We start from the raw sequence: 15,625 nt of genomic DNA, 5'->3' as shown, positions 1-15,625 counted from the left end.
GTCATCTCCTCAACGCGACCACGGCTTCGACGTGATGAGAGTTCGGGAAGAGATCGAGCCCGCGGACCCCGCCATCGGCGCGATACCCGTGTGCGGCGAAGGTCGCGAGGTCGCGCGCCAGCGCGACCGGATCGCAGGCGACGTAGACCACCGCACGCGGGCCCAGGGCGGCGATCCCGTCGACGACCTCGCGACCCGCGCCCGCTCGCGGAGGGTCGAGCACGACGACACCGCGAGACAGGCGTTCCCGCTCGCGTTCGGAAGCCTCGGCCCGCAGCCGTCCGACGTATCGGTCGACCCGCGCCGTCTCCGCCCGGGCTCCGATCCACTCGGCGAGGTTCTCCCCCGCGTGTTCGGTCGCTCGTGCGTCGCTCTCCACGCTCACGACGCGAGTCGAGGGACCGCCGAGCCCAGCCAATGTGGCCGCGAACAGTCCCACCCCTCCGTAGAGGTCGAGGTGAGTGGCATCCGGGTCGAGATCTCCGGCGGAGGCGCGGATGCGATCGGCAACCACCTCGGTCAGGGCATCGGCCGCAAGCCGGTGCACCTGCCAGAACCCACCCGCATCGACACGGAAGACACGGTCGCCGACGCGCTCCTCCACGACCTCTCCCGCCGGGGCGGTGCGCGCGCCGTCGGGCCGCGGAATCACACGGACACGCCCGTCGGCGGGCTGAACGAGGTCGATGCGGCCGGGCGCAGCGCCGCGAAGATCGGCGGCGACCCGGGCGAGCGCGGCCGTGGCGAGGGGCAGGTCAGGGGTCTCCACGATCCGGTGCGTTCGCGGAGCGAAGGCACCGACTCTTCCGTGCTCGTCGACGTGCAGGCTCACGCGGGTCCGCCATCCCGTGCCGTCGCTCGTCTCGTCGGCGCCGGCGGGGCTCACCGCGACGGGCAGTTCGAGCCGTCCGACCCGCTCGAGCGACTCTCGGAGGACCCGCTCCTTGAGGGCGCGCTGGTGGCCGAGCTCGATGTGGCCGAATTCCGCCCCGCCCACGCGTTCTTCGGGGGATCGATCGATCGCCGCCGAGGCCCACACGTGCGGCCGCCGCTCCGGGGCGGGCTCGAGCACCTCGAGGGCCTCCGCGCGCCAGAAGGCCTTCTTCCGAGTGTCGGTCAGCCGCACGCGCACCCGCTCGCCCGGCAGAGTGTCCGGAACGAAGACGACGCGGCCGTCGTAGCGCCCGACGAAGATGCCACCGTGGGCGACTCCGGTGATGTCGAGATCGATGAGGTCGCCGTTCTGCATCCCCTGAGCCTGTCACACGGCGACACCCCGGGGTCCCGTCGTCGGTAGCGTGGGCGCATGCGCGTGTGCCTGGCATCCACCTCCCCCGCTCGTCTCATGCTGCTGCGGCAGGCCGGAATCGAACCCGAGGCTCTCGCCCCGCACGTCGACGAGGAAGCGGTGATCGCCGCGGTCGAGGCCGCCGAGGCCCGTACCCTCCCCGCCCCCGAGCACGTGCTGCTGCTCGCGCGACGCAAGGCCGCCGACGTCGCAATGCGGCTGCGCGCCGACGACCCGTCGTTCGACGGGTTCGTCATCGGCGGCGACTCGATGTTCGCGCTCGGCGACGAGATCCTCGGCAAGCCCTACACGCAGGAAGCGGCGACCGCCCGCTGGCGCGACATGCGCGGGCGCACGGGTGTGCTGCACTCCGGGCACAGCGTCTTCCGACTCGTCCCCGGTGCTGAGCCGAAGGAGGCGTTCGCCGTCGCGGAGGCCTCGGTCAGCTTCGCGGCGGACATCGACGACCACGAGATCGCGGCGTACGTCGCCAGCGGCGAACCCCTGCACGTGGCGGGGGCGTTCACCGTCGACAGTCTCGGCGGTGCCTTCATCGAGCGTGTGGAGGGCGACCCGTCGACCGTCGTGGGCATGTCACTGTCCACCATCCGCGGGCTCGTTCGCGAGCTCGGCGGCTCGTGGACCGCCCTCTGGAACCGTTCGTAGACATTCCCACACGTTTTTCGGCGTTTCTTGTGGAGGTGGGTCAAAAGACCCGGGCGGCCCGTCGCTAGGCTGGGAGGATGCCGAAGATCGCCAAGGTTCTCGTCGCCAACCGCGGCGAGATCGCCGTCCGTGTCATCCGCGCCGCACGCGATTCGGGCAAGGCCTCCGTCGCCGTCTACGCCGACCAGGACCGAGACGCGATGCACGCCCGCCTCGCCGACGAGGCCTACGCGCTCGACGGCGCCACCAGCGCCGACACCTACCTCTCCATCGAGAAGATCCTCTCCATCGCCCGCCGCTCCGGCGCCGACGCCGTTCACCCCGGGTACGGCTTCCTCGCGGAGAACGCCGACTTCGCGCGCGCCGTCATCGATGCGGGTCTGATCTGGATCGGTCCGTCGCCGGCGGCCATCGAGGCCCTCGGTGACAAGGTCACCGCGCGTCACGTCGCCGAGAAGGTCGGCGCACCGCTCGCACCCGGGACCCCGGGCCCCGTGGCCGGGGCCGACGAGGTCATCGCGTTCGCGGAACAGGTCGGTCTGCCCATCGCGATCAAAGCCGCGTACGGCGGCGGCGGTCGCGGCTTGAAGGTCGCGCGCGAACTCGACGAGGTCGCCGAGATGTTCGAATCCGCCACGCGCGAGGCCGTAGCCGCCTTCGGCCGCGGCGAGTGCTTCGTCGAGAAGTACCTCGACAAGCCCCGGCACGTCGAGACCCAGTGCCTGGCGGATGCCGCGGGCAACGTCGTCGTCGTCTCCACGCGCGACTGCTCGCTGCAGCGCCGGCACCAGAAGCTCGTCGAGGAAGCCCCGGCACCGTTCCTCACCGAGGAGCAGATCTCCGTCCTCTACTCGGCATCCAAGGCCATCCTCCGCGAGGTCGGCTACGTCGGCGCCGGGACGTGCGAGTTCCTCATCGGGGCCGACGGCACGATCTCGTTCCTCGAAGTGAACACGCGCCTGCAGGTCGAGCACCCGGTCTCCGAGGAGGTCACGGGACTCGACCTGGTGCGCGAGCAGTTCCGCATCGCGGAGGGCGAGGAGCTCGGATACGACGACCCCGCCCCCGTCGGCCACTCCATCGAGTTCCGCATCAACGGCGAGGACCCGGGCCGGAACTTCCTTCCCCAGCCCGGCCCGATCCACGTCTTCAAGACTTTCGGCGGGCCGGGTCTGCGACTCGACTCGGGCGTGACCGCCGGCGACAGCGTCTCGGGCGCCTTCGACTCGCTGCTGGCCAAGATCATCGTCACCGGCCGCGACCGCGTCGAAGCCCTCGAACGCGCGCGCCGAGCGCTGGACGAGTTCGAGGTGGCCGGTCTTCCGACCGTCCTCCCCTTCCACCGCAAAGTCGTGCGCGACCCCGCCTTCACCGCCGAGGACGGGCGGTTCGGCGTGTACACCCGCTGGATCGAGACCGAGTTCGTCAACGACATCCCGGCGTGGGACGGCGAGCTCGAGGCCCCCGGCGAGGCTCCCGGCCGTCACACGGTCGTCGTCGAGGTCGGCGGCAAGCGTCTGGAAGTCAGCCTCCCCGACCGCATCTCCGCTCCCGCCGCGAAGACCGGGCGCCCCGCGGCCGCTCCGCCCTCGCGCCGGTCGCACTCCGCGGCGCCCACCGCCGGGGCCACCGGCGACGCGGTGAAGTCGCCGATGCAGGCCACCGTCGTCAAGGTGGCGGTCGAGGAGGGTCAACAGGTCGTCAAGGGCGACCTCGTCGTCGTGCTCGAGGCCATGAAGATGGAGCAGCCCATCCAGGCCCACAAGGACGGCACGATCGGCGGTATCGACGCCAGCCCCGGTGCCACGGTGTCGGCGGGCCACCAGCTGCTGCTCATCAGCTGAGGCATCCCTTCATCGACGGCGCCGCGTCCCTCCGGGGGTGCGGCGCCGTCGTTCATGCGGGCTGAGGCGGGCCGGGAGCGCGGGGCGGAGCGGGGGCGGGCTGAGGCGGGCCGGCCCGGGCCTGATAAACGCCCCCTGCACCGAGACACGCGCGCCGAGGGCGTTTGTCCGTGCAGCGCGCGTTTATCACCGCACACGCCTCGCACCGCGGCCTCGCCACGTCGACCTCGCCGCAGTGCAGCGTCCTCGCGCGCGTCGCTCCGCTGGGCCGGGACCGGCCCGGGCGGGGACGGATGCCGGGAGACCCGGCATCCGGAATCGATCAGTCCTCGCCGGGGTCGTCGCGATCGACGATGTGCATCGCGCGAGCGGCGTCGGTGATGCTCGACGTGAGTGACGGGTACACAGCGAAGACGCGGGCGACCTGGTCGACGGTGAGGCGACGTTCGACCGCGATCGCGATCGGGTAGATGAGCTCGGACGCCCGCGGGGCGACGATGACGCCACCCATGACGGTGCCGCTCCCCTGCCGCGCGATGATCTTGACGAAGCCGTCGGTGATGCCCTGCATCTTGGCGCGGGGGTTGGCCGAGAGCGGCAGCTTCTTCACGACACCGGCGATCTTGCCGTCGACGACGTCCTGCTCACTGAAGCCGACCGTGGCGATCTCGGGCGCGGTGAAGATGTTCGCGGTGATACGACGCGTCTCGAGCGGGATCACCACGTCGCCCAGCGCGTGGAACACGGCCTGACGGCCCTGCATGGATGCCACCGAGGCCAGGGGGAAGAAGTTCGTGCAGTCGCCCGCGGCGTAGATGTTCGGCACCGAGGTGCGGGCGACGCGGTTGACGCGGATGTGTCCCGACGGCGTCATCTGGACGCCCGCCTGCTCCAGGCCGATGCCCGCGGTGTTGGGGATCGAGCCGACCGCCATGAGGCAGTGGCTGCCCTCGATCGTGCGGCCGTCGGCGAGGGTCACCGTCACACCCTTGCCGGTGTTCACGACCGAGTCCGCGCGGGCCTTCGCCAGCAGCGTCATGCCACCGCGCTGGAAGACGCGCTCGAGCACGGCGGCGGCATCCTGATCTTCGCCGGGAAGCACCTGGTCGCGGCTGGAGACCAGAGTCACCTTGGCGCCGAGGTTCATGTACGCCGACGCGAACTCCGCGCCCGTGACACCCGAGCCCACCACGATGAGGTGCTGCGGCACCGACTTCATGCCGTAGAGCTGCGTCCAGGTGAGGATGCGCTCCCCGTCGGGCCGGGCCGACGGCAACTCGCGCGGCGAGGCGCCGACGGAGACGACGAGGGTCTCGGCCTCGATGCGGTCGAAATCCGTGCCGCCGGCTTCGGTCGAGACGACCACGGCGCCGGAGCCGTCGAGACGTCCGTGACCGGAGATGATCCGCACTCCGGCTTCGAGCAGCGACGAACGCATGTCGTCGGACTGCTGCCGAGCGAGCGAGAGCAGACGCTGGTTCACGGCGGCGAGGTTGATCGCGACCTCGGGCGTCATCGGCTTGCCCCGGTCGTCCTTGGCGAACAGCTGCACGCCGAGCTCGCTGGCGTTGCGGATGGCGACGGCGGCATCGGCGGTCGCGATGAGCGTCTTGGAGGGCACCACGTCGGTGATGACCGCGGAACCGCCTACGCCGGCGCGTTCGACGAGGGTCACGTCGGCACCCAACTGCGCGGCCGACAGTGCCGCTTCGTAGCCACCGGGGCCACCGCCGACGATCGCGACGGACTGCTTGCGCTCGAAGCTCTGCACCATGACATCCATTCTTGCCTAGTGCGACGCGCGCCCCGTTCGCCTGGCCTCTGCTGCCGCGGCTTTCTAGAGTGGGTCCATGGCACACAGCACACTTCACCCGCTCGACGACCCGGCGGCCGACCCGTTCGAGATCGCCGCGGCGGCGGCCGCCGACATCGCACGCCTCTCCGGCGTCGAGCGTCATGACATCGCGGTCACCCTCGGCAGCGGTTGGGGTCGCGCCGCAGAGCTCATCGGCGAGGAGACCGCGGCGTTCCCCGCGACCGAGGTCATCGGCTTCAGCAAGCCCGCCCTCGAGGGGCACGTCGGCACGCTCCGCAGCGTCCGCACCCCCGGCGGCAAGAACGTCCTCGTCATCGGCGCCCGCACCCACTATTACGAGGGCCACGGCGTGCGCCGGGTCGTCCACAGCGTCCGCACCGCCGCGGCCACCGGTGCGACGACGATGATCCTCACCAACGGCGCCGGTGGCATCCGCGAGACCTGGAAGCCCGGTCAGCCGGTCCTCATCAGCGACCACATCAACCTCACCGCCGACTCGCCCCTGGAGGGCGCAACCTTCATCGACCTGACCGACCTGTACTCGAAGCGGCTGCGCGACCTCGCGCGGACGATCGACCCCACCCTCGACGAGGGCGTCTACACGCAGTTCCGCGGCCCGCACTACGAGACGCCTGCCGAAGTGCAGATGGCCAAGACCATCGGCGGGCACATCGTGGGCATGTCCACCGCGCTCGAGGCGATCGCGGCGCGGCAGGCGGGTATGGAGATCCTCGGCTTCTCGCTCATCACGAACCTGGCCGCCGGCATCCAGAAGACGCCCCTCAGCCACGCGGAGGTCTTGGAGGCCGGGCGCGAGGCCGAGCCCGTGATCTCTGCGCTCCTGGCCCGTGTGATCGGCGCGCTGTGAGCGAGTTCGTCGCGGCGGCCCGCGCGTGGCTCGCCCAGGATCCGGATGCCACGACCCGCGAGGAGCTGACCTCGCTGCTCTCCCGGGTGGACGAAGGGGATGCCGAGGCGGCCGCCGACCTTCAGGATCGCTTCGCGACGCGTCTCGCCTTCGGTACCGCGGGGCTCCGCGGCACGCTCGGCGCCGGGTCGAACCGCATGAACCGCGTGCTCGTCGCACAGGCCGCGGCGGGCTTCGCCGCCTACCTGCGGGAGAAGCAGCCCGAGGGGACGCCCACGGTCGTGGTCGGGTACGACGGACGCCGCAACTCCGACGTCTTCGCGCGGGACTCGGTCGAGATCTTCGCCGGCGCGGGGCTCCGGGCGATCCTGCTGCCGCGCATGCTGCCCACGCCGGTGCTCGCGTTCGCGGTGCGGCACCTCGGGGCCGACGCCGGCGTCATGGTCACCGCGAGCCACAACCCGCCCGACGACAACGGCTACAAGGTCTACCTCGGCGGCGCCGACGACGGCGCGCAGATCGTCTCACCCGCCGACGCCGAGATCGCCGCGCACATCCAGCGCGTGGCCGATGCCGGCGACGTCACGATCCTCCCCCGCTCGGTCGGCTACGAGAACGCGCCGGAGTCGCTCGTCGAGGCGTACGTCGCCGCGACGGCCGCCGTGGCACCCGCGCCGGCCGGCGCCGAGGGCCTGCGGTGGGTCTACACCGCCATGCACGGCGTCGGGTGGGAGACCGTGTCGAGCGTCCTCGCCGCGGCCGGCTACCCCGCGCCCGTGGTCGTCGAGGCGCAGATCGAGCCCGACGGACGTTTCCCGACCGTGGCCTTCCCCAACCCCGAAGAGCCCGGGGCCATGGACCTGGCGTTCGAGACGGCCCGGTCCGTCGACGCCGAACTCGTCATCGCCAACGACCCGGATGCCGACCGCCTCGCCGTCGCCCTCCCCGACGCCGAGGCCGAGGGCGGCTGGCGTCGCCTGACCGGCAATGAGATCGGCCTGCTGCTGGGGTGGCGCGCCGCCCGCTCGGCATCCGGTGGCTCGCTCGCCTGCTCGCTGGTGTCGTCGCCCGGGCTCCAGGTCGTGGCCGAGCACTACGGCCTCGATTTCCACGCGACCCTGACGGGCTTCAAGTGGATCTCGCGCGCCCCGGGTCTCATCTACGGCTTCGAGGAGGCCCTGGGCTACCTCGTCAACCCCGACACCGTGCGCGACAAGGACGGCATCTCGGCCGCCGTGGCGTTCCTCGGGCTCGCGACCGCAGCTCGCGCCGAGGGCCGCACGGTCGCCGATCTGCTGCTGGAGTTCCGCGACACCTTCGGCGCGTTCGCGAGCGATCAGATCTCGGTGCGCGTCACCGACCTGAGCGAGATCGGCGGGATCATGGCATCCCTCCGCGCCCAGCCGCCCGCCGCGGTCGGCGAGGTCGCGGTGTCGAAGGTCGACGACCTGCTGCAGGGCGTCGACGGGCTGCCCCCGGGTGACGTGCTGCGCATCTGGCTCGAGGACGGCTCGCGCCTCATCGTGCGTCCCAGCGGCACCGAGCCGAAGCTGAAGCTGTATCTCGACGTGCGCGGGTCTACGGCGAAGAAGGCCCGCCGTCGCCTCGACGCGCTACGCGCCGGTGCGGAGGATCTGCTCGCGTCACTGCGCTGAGGAGGCCCGGGGCTGCTCGGGTTTGGGGCGCGTTTCGTGTAGTGGGGGGGTCATCCTTCGCCCCAATACACGGATCGCGCCCCGCTCCGCATCGTGGCGTGGTTCCTCCCCCGCCGCGGCGGACACACTTCTGCCCACAGAACGCCGGATCGGCGCTTCGCGCAGCCCGGAACAGCGCCACAGTGGAGGCATGACAGCGGGTACCGTGCCTCTCATCCGGCGCTCCCACCTCGACGAGCACGGGTGGCACTCTCGCCGTATCCGCCGTGAGGTCGAGACCGGGTACCTGCGGGCGATCCGACCCGGAGTGTACGCCCGCGGTGCCGATGTCGACGGGCTGACCCGGGAGGAGAAGATCATCGTCCGGGCGCGAGCGCTCGACCTCGTGAGCGCAACGCGTCCGACGTTCTGCGGCCTCACGGCCGCTGCCATGCACGGGCTGCCCTGTCTACGAGACGACGGATTGCTGCATGTCCTGACCCCCGATTCCCGCCCGAGCGGTGCCGTCGGGGTCGTCCGGCATCGAAACGTCGCCGGCCACGGGCGCGACGTCGAGCTGGACGGGATCCGCTGCACACCTCTGGCCCGAACGGTGGCGGATGTCGCCCGGACCGAAGCACGCGACGTCGCGGTGAGTATCGCCGACGCCGCACTCCGGCAGCGAGCGTTCCGTCCGCCCGGCGCCTACGACGTCGAAGAGGCGGCGCGCTTCCGCGAAGAGGCGTTGAGGTGGGCCCGGCTCTCCACCCGCGGTCGCCGCGCCGCAGAGCGGGCTCTGCTCCTCGCCGACGGGCGGGCGCAGCTCCCGGGCGAGAGTCTGAGCCGGTTGCGGCTCCTCGACCTCGGCTTCGCGCCGCCGTCCCTCCAGGTACCGGTCGCCGGTCCACGGGGCAGCACGTTCTGGGTCGACTTCGGCCTGGACGACGTCAACGCCTGGGGTGAGTTCGACGGAAGGGCGAAGTACCGTGGACTCGCCTCCGCGGCGGGACGGACGCCGCACCGCGTCATCGATGACGAGAAGCGCCGAGAGGACTGGATCCGCGGCACGACTCAACGTCGCTTCGCTCGATGGGGGTGGGAACACGTGGGGGATGCGGCCACGCTGGGGCGCCGTCTGGCCGCCTTCGGCATCACACCGCCCTGACCAGAGAGTCCTCGGGCCGCGATCCGTGCAGCGGGGCGTGCGACGCCATCCCACAGGCCCGGCCCGCTCTCGCCGGGGCGCGATCCGTGCAGCGGGGCGCACAATGACCGCCCCGGCGCACGAATTCCGCCCCAAGACAGGGACCGCCGAATCCCCCGGCAGCGGGGAGCGTCAGCCGTCGATCACCGCGACCAGCTCGTCGAGGAACGCGGGGAAATCCGTCGCGCGGCGGACGATGCGCTGGACGCTGTCGCGCTCGCTGAACACCTCGACGAACTGCTCGAACACCGTCTGGAACGCCTCGCGGTCGGCCTCCGAGAACGCCACGAGCGCCACGACCTGCACGCGCCCCTCGCCCCAGACGACCGACGGGTCGGCGATGCCGATCGCGATGCGGGTCTGGGTCGCGGTCATCCCCATCGCGTGCGGCACGGCGAGCGCATCGGTGAACGCCGTCGACGAGATCGCCTCGCGCTCGACGGCCCGTGCCACGTAGTCGTCGTCGATCACCCCTTCGGCGACCAGGAGGCCACCGAGCCGACGGATGACACCGGCCTCGCCCTCGGCGGCATCCAGGCCCCGCACGAAGGCGTCTGGCGAGAAGTACCGCTCCAGCTCGGCTCGGAGCCGCGCGAGGCGGCGCCCTCGACGCACCCTCGAAGCCGCGGCCTGAACGCGTTCGATGTCGGCGTCGGTGAGGAACGGCTGGATGCGGACGAACCGCTCGCTCGGACGCGGCGGGTCGATGGTGGTCAGCACGAGGTCGGTGTCGATGGAATCCCAGGTCGGATCGATCCGGGTTTCGACACCGACCACCTCGATGGCCTGACCGAGCGAACGGTCGACGCTGGAGCGCAGCAGCTCGTGGAGTTCGTAGTACCCGGGGCACACGATCGTGGCGGTGAGCAGCTGGTCGGAGCGGCGGCTGCGTTCGAGCCGCCCACCGACGTGCATCGCGATGTAGGCGATCTCGTCATCCAGGATCGGGATGCCGAGCGCATCCTGCAGGCCCTTGGCGATGTACACGGCGACCTCGAAGATCATCGGGTACGTCGACTTCAGCGACCGGGTCAGGGGGTTGCGCGACCACGCCTGCTCCCGCGATCGGTGCAGGAGGTTCTGCACGTGCAGCGCCAGGCGCAGAACGAAGTCGTCGTGCGCGATGTCGACGAGGAACTGGGATGCCGCTGCCTCGACGACCGCGCGCACGGCTTCCTCGACCGTGGGGTCCAGGCGCGAGCGGACGTCGTCGGCCGCGGGAGCACCCGGTGCCACGATGCGGGTGAGCACGAGGGTGGCGAGGTGTCGGAGGTCCCCCGCGCCGAGCTGGACACCGATGTGTTTGAGGGTGAGGCGGTCGAGCAGGTCCGCGACCGCGTCCACGGCATCCGAGCGCTCCCCCGCCGCAGCCCCGAGGCCCCGATCACGCGTCACGCGGTCCGCGGCGATCGCGATGTGCATGACGACGTCGCCGATGCCGATCTCGTTCACGAAGTAGCCGAGCGCACCGAGCTCGGTGACGAGCTCGGCCTTGAACGGTCCGAACGCCCGCGCCCCGACGGACCTCTCGCCGAGCGTTCGCCGCAGGGCGTCGAGGTCGAACATCCCGGCATCCATCTCGTCGTGTGCGAGCTTGGACAGGAGCCGCCGCTGGGCGACCTCCGTTCCGCGCAAGCGGGCCGTGGATGCCGAGCGCTCGAGGGTCAGTTCGGTGCCGCCCAGCAGGCCGCGCACGCGCGCGAGATCGGCTTCGAGGGTCGCCGTGCTGACGTGAAGCGAGTCGGCGGTCTCGTAGACGTCGATGCCCTCCGCGGAATCGAGCAGGCGCCGCACGAGCGTGTGGAGACGGTCGCGCGGTGTGCCGCTGTCGGCGGGCGAACCGGCGCGCAGCGCGACGGCCGCATCCGCCCCGGCGCGGTATCCGAGCGGGCCGGATTCGATCGCCGATCCTCCGGCCACACGGGCGTTGACCGCGGTGACGTACGAGCGCACGCTGCGCGGCGTCACGCCCAGCGCATCCGCCAGCGACGCGGCCGTGGACCACTCCGCGTCCCGCAACAACAGGGCCAGCAGGCGGTCTTGGCGAGCTTTCGTCGTCACGATCCGTCCTCCGCGCCGTCCCCGAATGGCAGCGCTCCCTCCATCCAACCACGCGGTTCCCTTCGCGGCGCGGGACCGCGGCATCCGCGTTCCGGGGGGTGGGAAACGAACCTGGTTGTCTCCTGTGAACCGCGACGCACAGAATCGAGGGAAAGGAGGCGGGTCGATGAAGATCCTCGTGGTGTGTGGCGCGGGTGCGTCGAGCACATTCGTCGCACAGCGCGTTCAACGCGCAGCCTACGATCGCGGCCTCCCCTACTCCGCTTCGGCGGGGACCGTGCAGTCGTACCCGATCGACCTGCTCGCCACCGACATCGTTCTCGTCGGCCCGCACCTCGGTCCCGAGCTCGAACGGATCCAACAGGATGCCGCGACACGAGGGGTGCGTGTCGCGCTGCTCCCCGAGGACGTCTTCTCCGACCTGACCGGTACCCGCACGCTCGCTCTCGTCGAAGAGGCGATGGGCGCGCGGGAATCCGCGGACACCGTCTGACCCGCCGCCGGAAAGGAACACGCATGCCCCACATCACCCGGACGGTCCGGATCGGCTCGTCGCACGGCCTCCACGCCCGCCCCGCGAAGCTCTTCGCCCAGGCGGCGAAGGAGTCCGGCATCCCGGTGACGCTGGTGAAGGATGCCGGAGCCCCGGTGAACGCCGCGAGCATCCTGGGGATCATCGCCCTCGGCCTCGAGCAGGGCGATTACGTCACGCTCACCGCAGACGGCGACAGCGCCGAGGCGACGCTGGAGCGCCTCGCCGAACTGCTGACCACCGACCACGACGCCGAGTAAAGGAACACACAGGACTATGACGGAACTTCGCGGAGTCGGAATCGGACTGGGCGTCGCCCAGGGACCCATCGCGCGCATGGCTGAACCCCTGCCCGCACCGAAGGACACCCCCAGCGAGCGCTCGGTGGACGAGGAGACGGCGCGGGTGCGCGAGGCCGTCGGTGCGGTCGCGCGCGAGCTGGAGGCGCGCGGCGCCCAGGCCGGCGGCGCGGCACGCGAAGTCCTCGAGGCGCAGGCCATGATCGCCGAGGACCCGACCCTCGAAGCCGAGGTCGACTCCCGCCTGGCGGCCGGCAAGACCGGCGAGTTCGCCGTCCACGACGCCTTCGCCTCGTTCCGCGAGCAGCTGGTCGCCCTGGGCGGCTACCTCGGCGAGCGCGCGGCCGACCTCGACGACGTCGCCCAGCGCGTCATCGCGCGCCTCAGCGGCGTCGCGGCTCCCGGCGTGCCCGACCCGGGCCACCCCTTCGTGCTGGTGGCGAAGGACCTCGCCCCCGCCGACACCGCGCTGCTCGACCTCGACAAGGTCCTGGCGCTCGTGACGACCGAGGGCGGCCCCACTTCGCACACCGCGATCCTCGCGCGGGAGAAGTCCATCGTCGCCATCGTCGGCGCCTCCGGCGCGAAAGACCTGGTCGACGGTCAGACGGTGATCGTGGATGCCGCCGCCGGCGTCGTCACGGTCGATCCGAGCGACGAGGATCTCGCGCGCGCCGCGAACCGCGCCGAGGCCCGCGCATCCGCCGCCGCCGCGCCCATCACCGACGGCGCTCTCGCCGACGGCACCAAGGTGCCGCTGCTGGCGAACCTCGGCAAGCCCGGCGGCGCCGCCGAGGCGGTCGCGCTCGGGGCGGAGGGCGTGGGCCTCTTCCGCACGGAGTTCCTGTTCCTCAGCTCCAGCTCGGCCCCCACCGTCGAAGAACAGCGTGCCGCGTACATCGAGCTGCTCAGCGCCTTCCCCGGCAAGAAGGTCGTCGTGCGCGTGCTCGACGCCGGCGCTGACAAGCCGCTGCCGTTCCTCAACGACGCGCACGAGGAGAACCCGGCCCTCGGCCTCCGAGGCCTGCGCGCCCTCCGCGCCAGCGAGGACATCCTGCGCGAGCAGCTCACGGCCCTTGCCGAGGCGGATGCCGAGACCCGCAAGTCCGAAGCGGGCCCGGCCGACCTGTGGGTCATGGCACCGATGGTCTCGACCGTCGAGGAGACGCGCTACTTCACCGCTCTGGCGAAGGACTACGGTCTGAAGACCACGGGTGTCATGGTCGAGGTTCCCTCCTCGGCACTGCTGGCCGATCGCATCCTGCAGATCGCCGACTTCGCCTCGATCGGGACGAACGACCTGACGCAGTACACCCTGGCCGCCGACCGGCTGCTCGGGTCGGTCGCGTCGTTCCAGGACCCGTGGCATCCGGCCGTGCTCCGCCTGATCCGCGAGGTCGGCGCCGCCGGCCGGGCGAACAACAAGCCCGTCGGGATCTGCGGCGAGGCCGCGGCCGACCCGCTGCTCGCGGTCGTCCTCGTCGGGCTCGGCGCCACCACGTTGTCGATGGCACCCACCGCCCTCGCCGACGTGCGCGCTTCCCTGCTCACCCACACTCTCGACGACGCACGCCGCATCGCCGAGGCAGCCCTGGCCGCCGATGACGCGGCCTCCGCCCGGGAGGCCGCCCACGCAGCCTCCGCATCCACCGCGGCCTGAGCCGCGGGTCCCCATCCCCGCGACCCCGGTCGCATCCCACAACAAGGAGACACAGCAATGACGACGGCGTCTACAGCCAAGAAGCCGGGAGGTGCACGGGTCGCGGTCCAGCGATTCGGCACGTTCCTCTCCGGCATGATCATGCCCAACATCGCGGCCTTCATCGCGTGGGGCTTCATCACCATGCTCTTCATCCCCGCCGGGTTCTTCGGTGCGAACAGCCCGTTCGGCTGGCACTGGGCCCCCGTCGCCGAGATCATCGGCGGCGGCGGCGACGCGGCCGCCATCGGTTGGCCGGGCGCGATGACAGCGCTCACCGAGGGCACCGACGGCACCTACCAGGGCTACGTCGGTCTGGTGAGCGTCATGATCACCTACCTGCTGCCCCTGCTCATCGCCAACACCGGTGGACGCATCGTCTACGGTGCGCGCGGTGGCGTGGTCGCCACGATCGCCGTCATGGGTGTCATCGTCGGCACGAACATCCCGATGTTCCTCGGCGCGATGATCATGGGACCGCTCGCGGCCTGGATCACCAAGCAGATGGACCGCATCTGGGACGGCAAGATCCGCCCCGGCTTCGAGATGCTGGTGAACAACTTCTCCGCCGGCATCCTCGGCATGATCCTCGCGATCGTCGGCTTCTTCGCCTTCGGTCCCGTGTTCCTCGGTATCAGCGCGGTCCTCGGCGGCATCGTCGGGTGGCTCGTGCAGTTCAACCTGCTCCCGCTGCTGTCGATCATCGTCGAGCCGGCGAAGGTCCTGTTCCTCAACAACGCCATCAACCACGGCGTCTTCACCCCGCTGGGCATCGAACAGGCCGCTGAGTCGGGCAAGTCGATCCTGTTCCTCATCGAGGCCAACCCCGGCCCCGGCCTCGGTCTGCTCCTCGCCTTCACCTTCTTCGGTGTCGGCGCGGCAAAGGCCTCGGCACCGGGCGCGATCATCATCCAGTTCTTCGGTGGCATCCACGAGATCTACTTCCCGTACGCCCTCGCGAAGCCCATGACGATCCTCGCGCTCATCGCCGGTGGCGCCGCCGGTGTCACGACCAACATGATCTTCGGCGGTGGACTGGTCTTCCCGGCCGCCCCCGGAAGCATCATCGCCGTGACCGCCGCCGCGATCGGTGCGGGGCCGGGCAACCTGCTCGTGGTGTACCTCTCGGTGATCGTCGCCGCCGTCGTGACGTTCCTCGTCGCCGGTGTCATCCTGCGTGCGTCGCGCAAGCGCGACCTCGCGGCCGAGGGCGACACCTTCGCCGCCGCGATCGACCAGACCGAGGCGAACAAGGGCAAGGAGTCCTCGGCTCTCGGTGCGCTCCGCAACCGCAGCTCGAGCGACGTGACCGCGTCGGCCGACCGCGATGTCGAGGGCGCCCTGGGCGGCCTCGAGGGTTCGGTCGCCACCAAGCAGGTGAACGCGATCGTGTTCGCGTGCGACGCCGGCATGGGCTCCTCGGCGATGGGTGCGAGCGTTCTGCGCAACAAGATCAAGAAGGCCGGCATCGAAGGGGTCACCGTCACGAATGCGGCGATCGCCAACCTCGACGGCACCGCCGACCTGGTCATCACGCAGAACCAGCTCACCGACCGCGCCAAGGCGCAGAACCCTGAGGCGATCCACGTCTCGGTGGACAACTTCATGAACTCGCCGAAGTACGACGAGGTCGTGGAGATGGTCCGCGCCCAGCACGAAACGAAGTAACACCCACACGGAGGGGCCGGGGCATTCGTTCCGGCCCCTCCGGCTT

12 protein-coding genes are annotated in these 15,625 nt (G+C 71.0%); 9 read left to right on the top strand and 3 right to left on the bottom strand.

What is annotated here, in order from left to right:
- Position 1: 1 nt before the first annotated feature.
- Positions 2–1,249 carry a class I SAM-dependent RNA methyltransferase gene (locus ABC271_RS05200; RefSeq protein WP_412923832.1) on the bottom strand — a complete coding sequence of 416 codons (1,248 nt, stop codon included), beginning with the start codon at positions 1,247–1,249 and terminating at the stop codon, positions 2–4.
- Positions 1,250–1,306: 57 nt separating this feature from the next.
- On the opposite strand from ABC271_RS05200, the gene ABC271_RS05195 reads away from it, so the two are divergent.
- A complete protein-coding gene (locus ABC271_RS05195; protein ID WP_412923831.1) occupies positions 1,307–1,954 on the top strand; it encodes a Maf family protein in 648 nt (215 codons plus the stop codon).
- A gap of 77 nt (positions 1,955–2,031) precedes the next feature.
- Positions 2,032–3,798, top strand: a complete 1,767-nt coding sequence (locus ABC271_RS05190) for an ATP-binding protein (protein ID WP_412923830.1) — start codon at positions 2,032–2,034, stop codon at positions 3,796–3,798.
- Between the two features lie 322 nt (positions 3,799–4,120).
- Here the strand turns inward: ABC271_RS05190 and ABC271_RS05185 are convergent, their stop codons facing one another.
- Positions 4,121–5,581, bottom strand: coding sequence for an NAD(P)H-quinone dehydrogenase (locus ABC271_RS05185; protein WP_412923829.1), 1,461 nt, complete (start codon positions 5,579–5,581; stop codon positions 4,121–4,123).
- A gap of 67 nt (positions 5,582–5,648) precedes the next feature.
- On the opposite strand from ABC271_RS05185, the gene ABC271_RS05180 reads away from it, so the two are divergent.
- The 3 genes from ABC271_RS05180 to ABC271_RS05170 all read left to right on the top strand — a co-directional run bounded on the left by ABC271_RS05180 (position 5,649) and on the right by ABC271_RS05170 (position 9,281).
- Positions 5,649–6,482, top strand: a complete 834-nt coding sequence (locus tag ABC271_RS05180) for a purine-nucleoside phosphorylase (RefSeq protein WP_412923828.1) — start codon at positions 5,649–5,651, stop codon at positions 6,480–6,482.
- The gene (locus ABC271_RS05175; RefSeq protein WP_412923827.1) at positions 6,479–8,137 is read left to right on the top strand and encodes a phospho-sugar mutase; all 1,659 of its coding nucleotides are present in this window, start codon (positions 6,479–6,481) and stop codon (positions 8,135–8,137) included. The genes ABC271_RS05180 and ABC271_RS05175 overlap by 4 nt, the downstream gene beginning before the upstream one ends.
- A 190-nt stretch (positions 8,138–8,327) precedes the next feature.
- Complete coding sequence (locus ABC271_RS05170; RefSeq protein WP_412923826.1) at positions 8,328–9,281, top strand: hypothetical protein; 954 nt, start codon at positions 8,328–8,330, stop codon at positions 9,279–9,281.
- Positions 9,282–9,452: 171 nt separating this feature from the next.
- Here the strand turns inward: ABC271_RS05170 and ABC271_RS05165 are convergent, their stop codons facing one another.
- Positions 9,453–11,381 carry a BglG family transcription antiterminator gene (locus tag ABC271_RS05165; RefSeq protein ID WP_412923825.1) on the bottom strand — a complete coding sequence of 643 codons (1,929 nt, stop codon included), beginning with the start codon at positions 11,379–11,381 and terminating at the stop codon, positions 9,453–9,455.
- Between the two features lie 166 nt (positions 11,382–11,547).
- Between ABC271_RS05165 and ABC271_RS05160 the strand changes: the two genes are divergently transcribed.
- Genes ABC271_RS05160 through ABC271_RS05145 form a run of 4 tightly spaced genes read left to right on the top strand, consistent with a single transcriptional unit; the run spans position 11,548 to position 15,579 of the window.
- A complete protein-coding gene (locus ABC271_RS05160; RefSeq protein WP_412923824.1) occupies positions 11,548–11,874 on the top strand; it encodes a PTS sugar transporter subunit IIB in 327 nt (108 codons plus the stop codon).
- 23 nt (positions 11,875–11,897) lie between these two features.
- The gene (locus tag ABC271_RS05155; protein WP_412923823.1) at positions 11,898–12,173 is read left to right on the top strand and encodes an HPr family phosphocarrier protein; all 276 of its coding nucleotides are present in this window, start codon (positions 11,898–11,900) and stop codon (positions 12,171–12,173) included.
- Between the two features lie 16 nt (positions 12,174–12,189).
- Positions 12,190–13,872, top strand: coding sequence for a phosphoenolpyruvate--protein phosphotransferase (ptsP, locus tag ABC271_RS05150; RefSeq protein WP_412923822.1), 1,683 nt, complete (start codon positions 12,190–12,192; stop codon positions 13,870–13,872).
- A gap of 57 nt (positions 13,873–13,929) precedes the next feature.
- A complete protein-coding gene (locus tag ABC271_RS05145; RefSeq protein WP_412923821.1) occupies positions 13,930–15,579 on the top strand; it encodes a PTS mannitol transporter subunit IIBC in 1,650 nt (549 codons plus the stop codon).
- Positions 15,580–15,625 lie beyond the last annotated feature (46 nt).

It is taken from the genome of Microbacterium canaveralium (genome assembly GCF_047238045.1).
GTDB lineage: Bacteria > Actinomycetota > Actinomycetes > Actinomycetales > Microbacteriaceae > Microbacterium.
The sequence above is the reverse complement of the archived record's forward strand: the minus strand, read 5'-3'. Positions and strand labels throughout refer to the sequence as shown.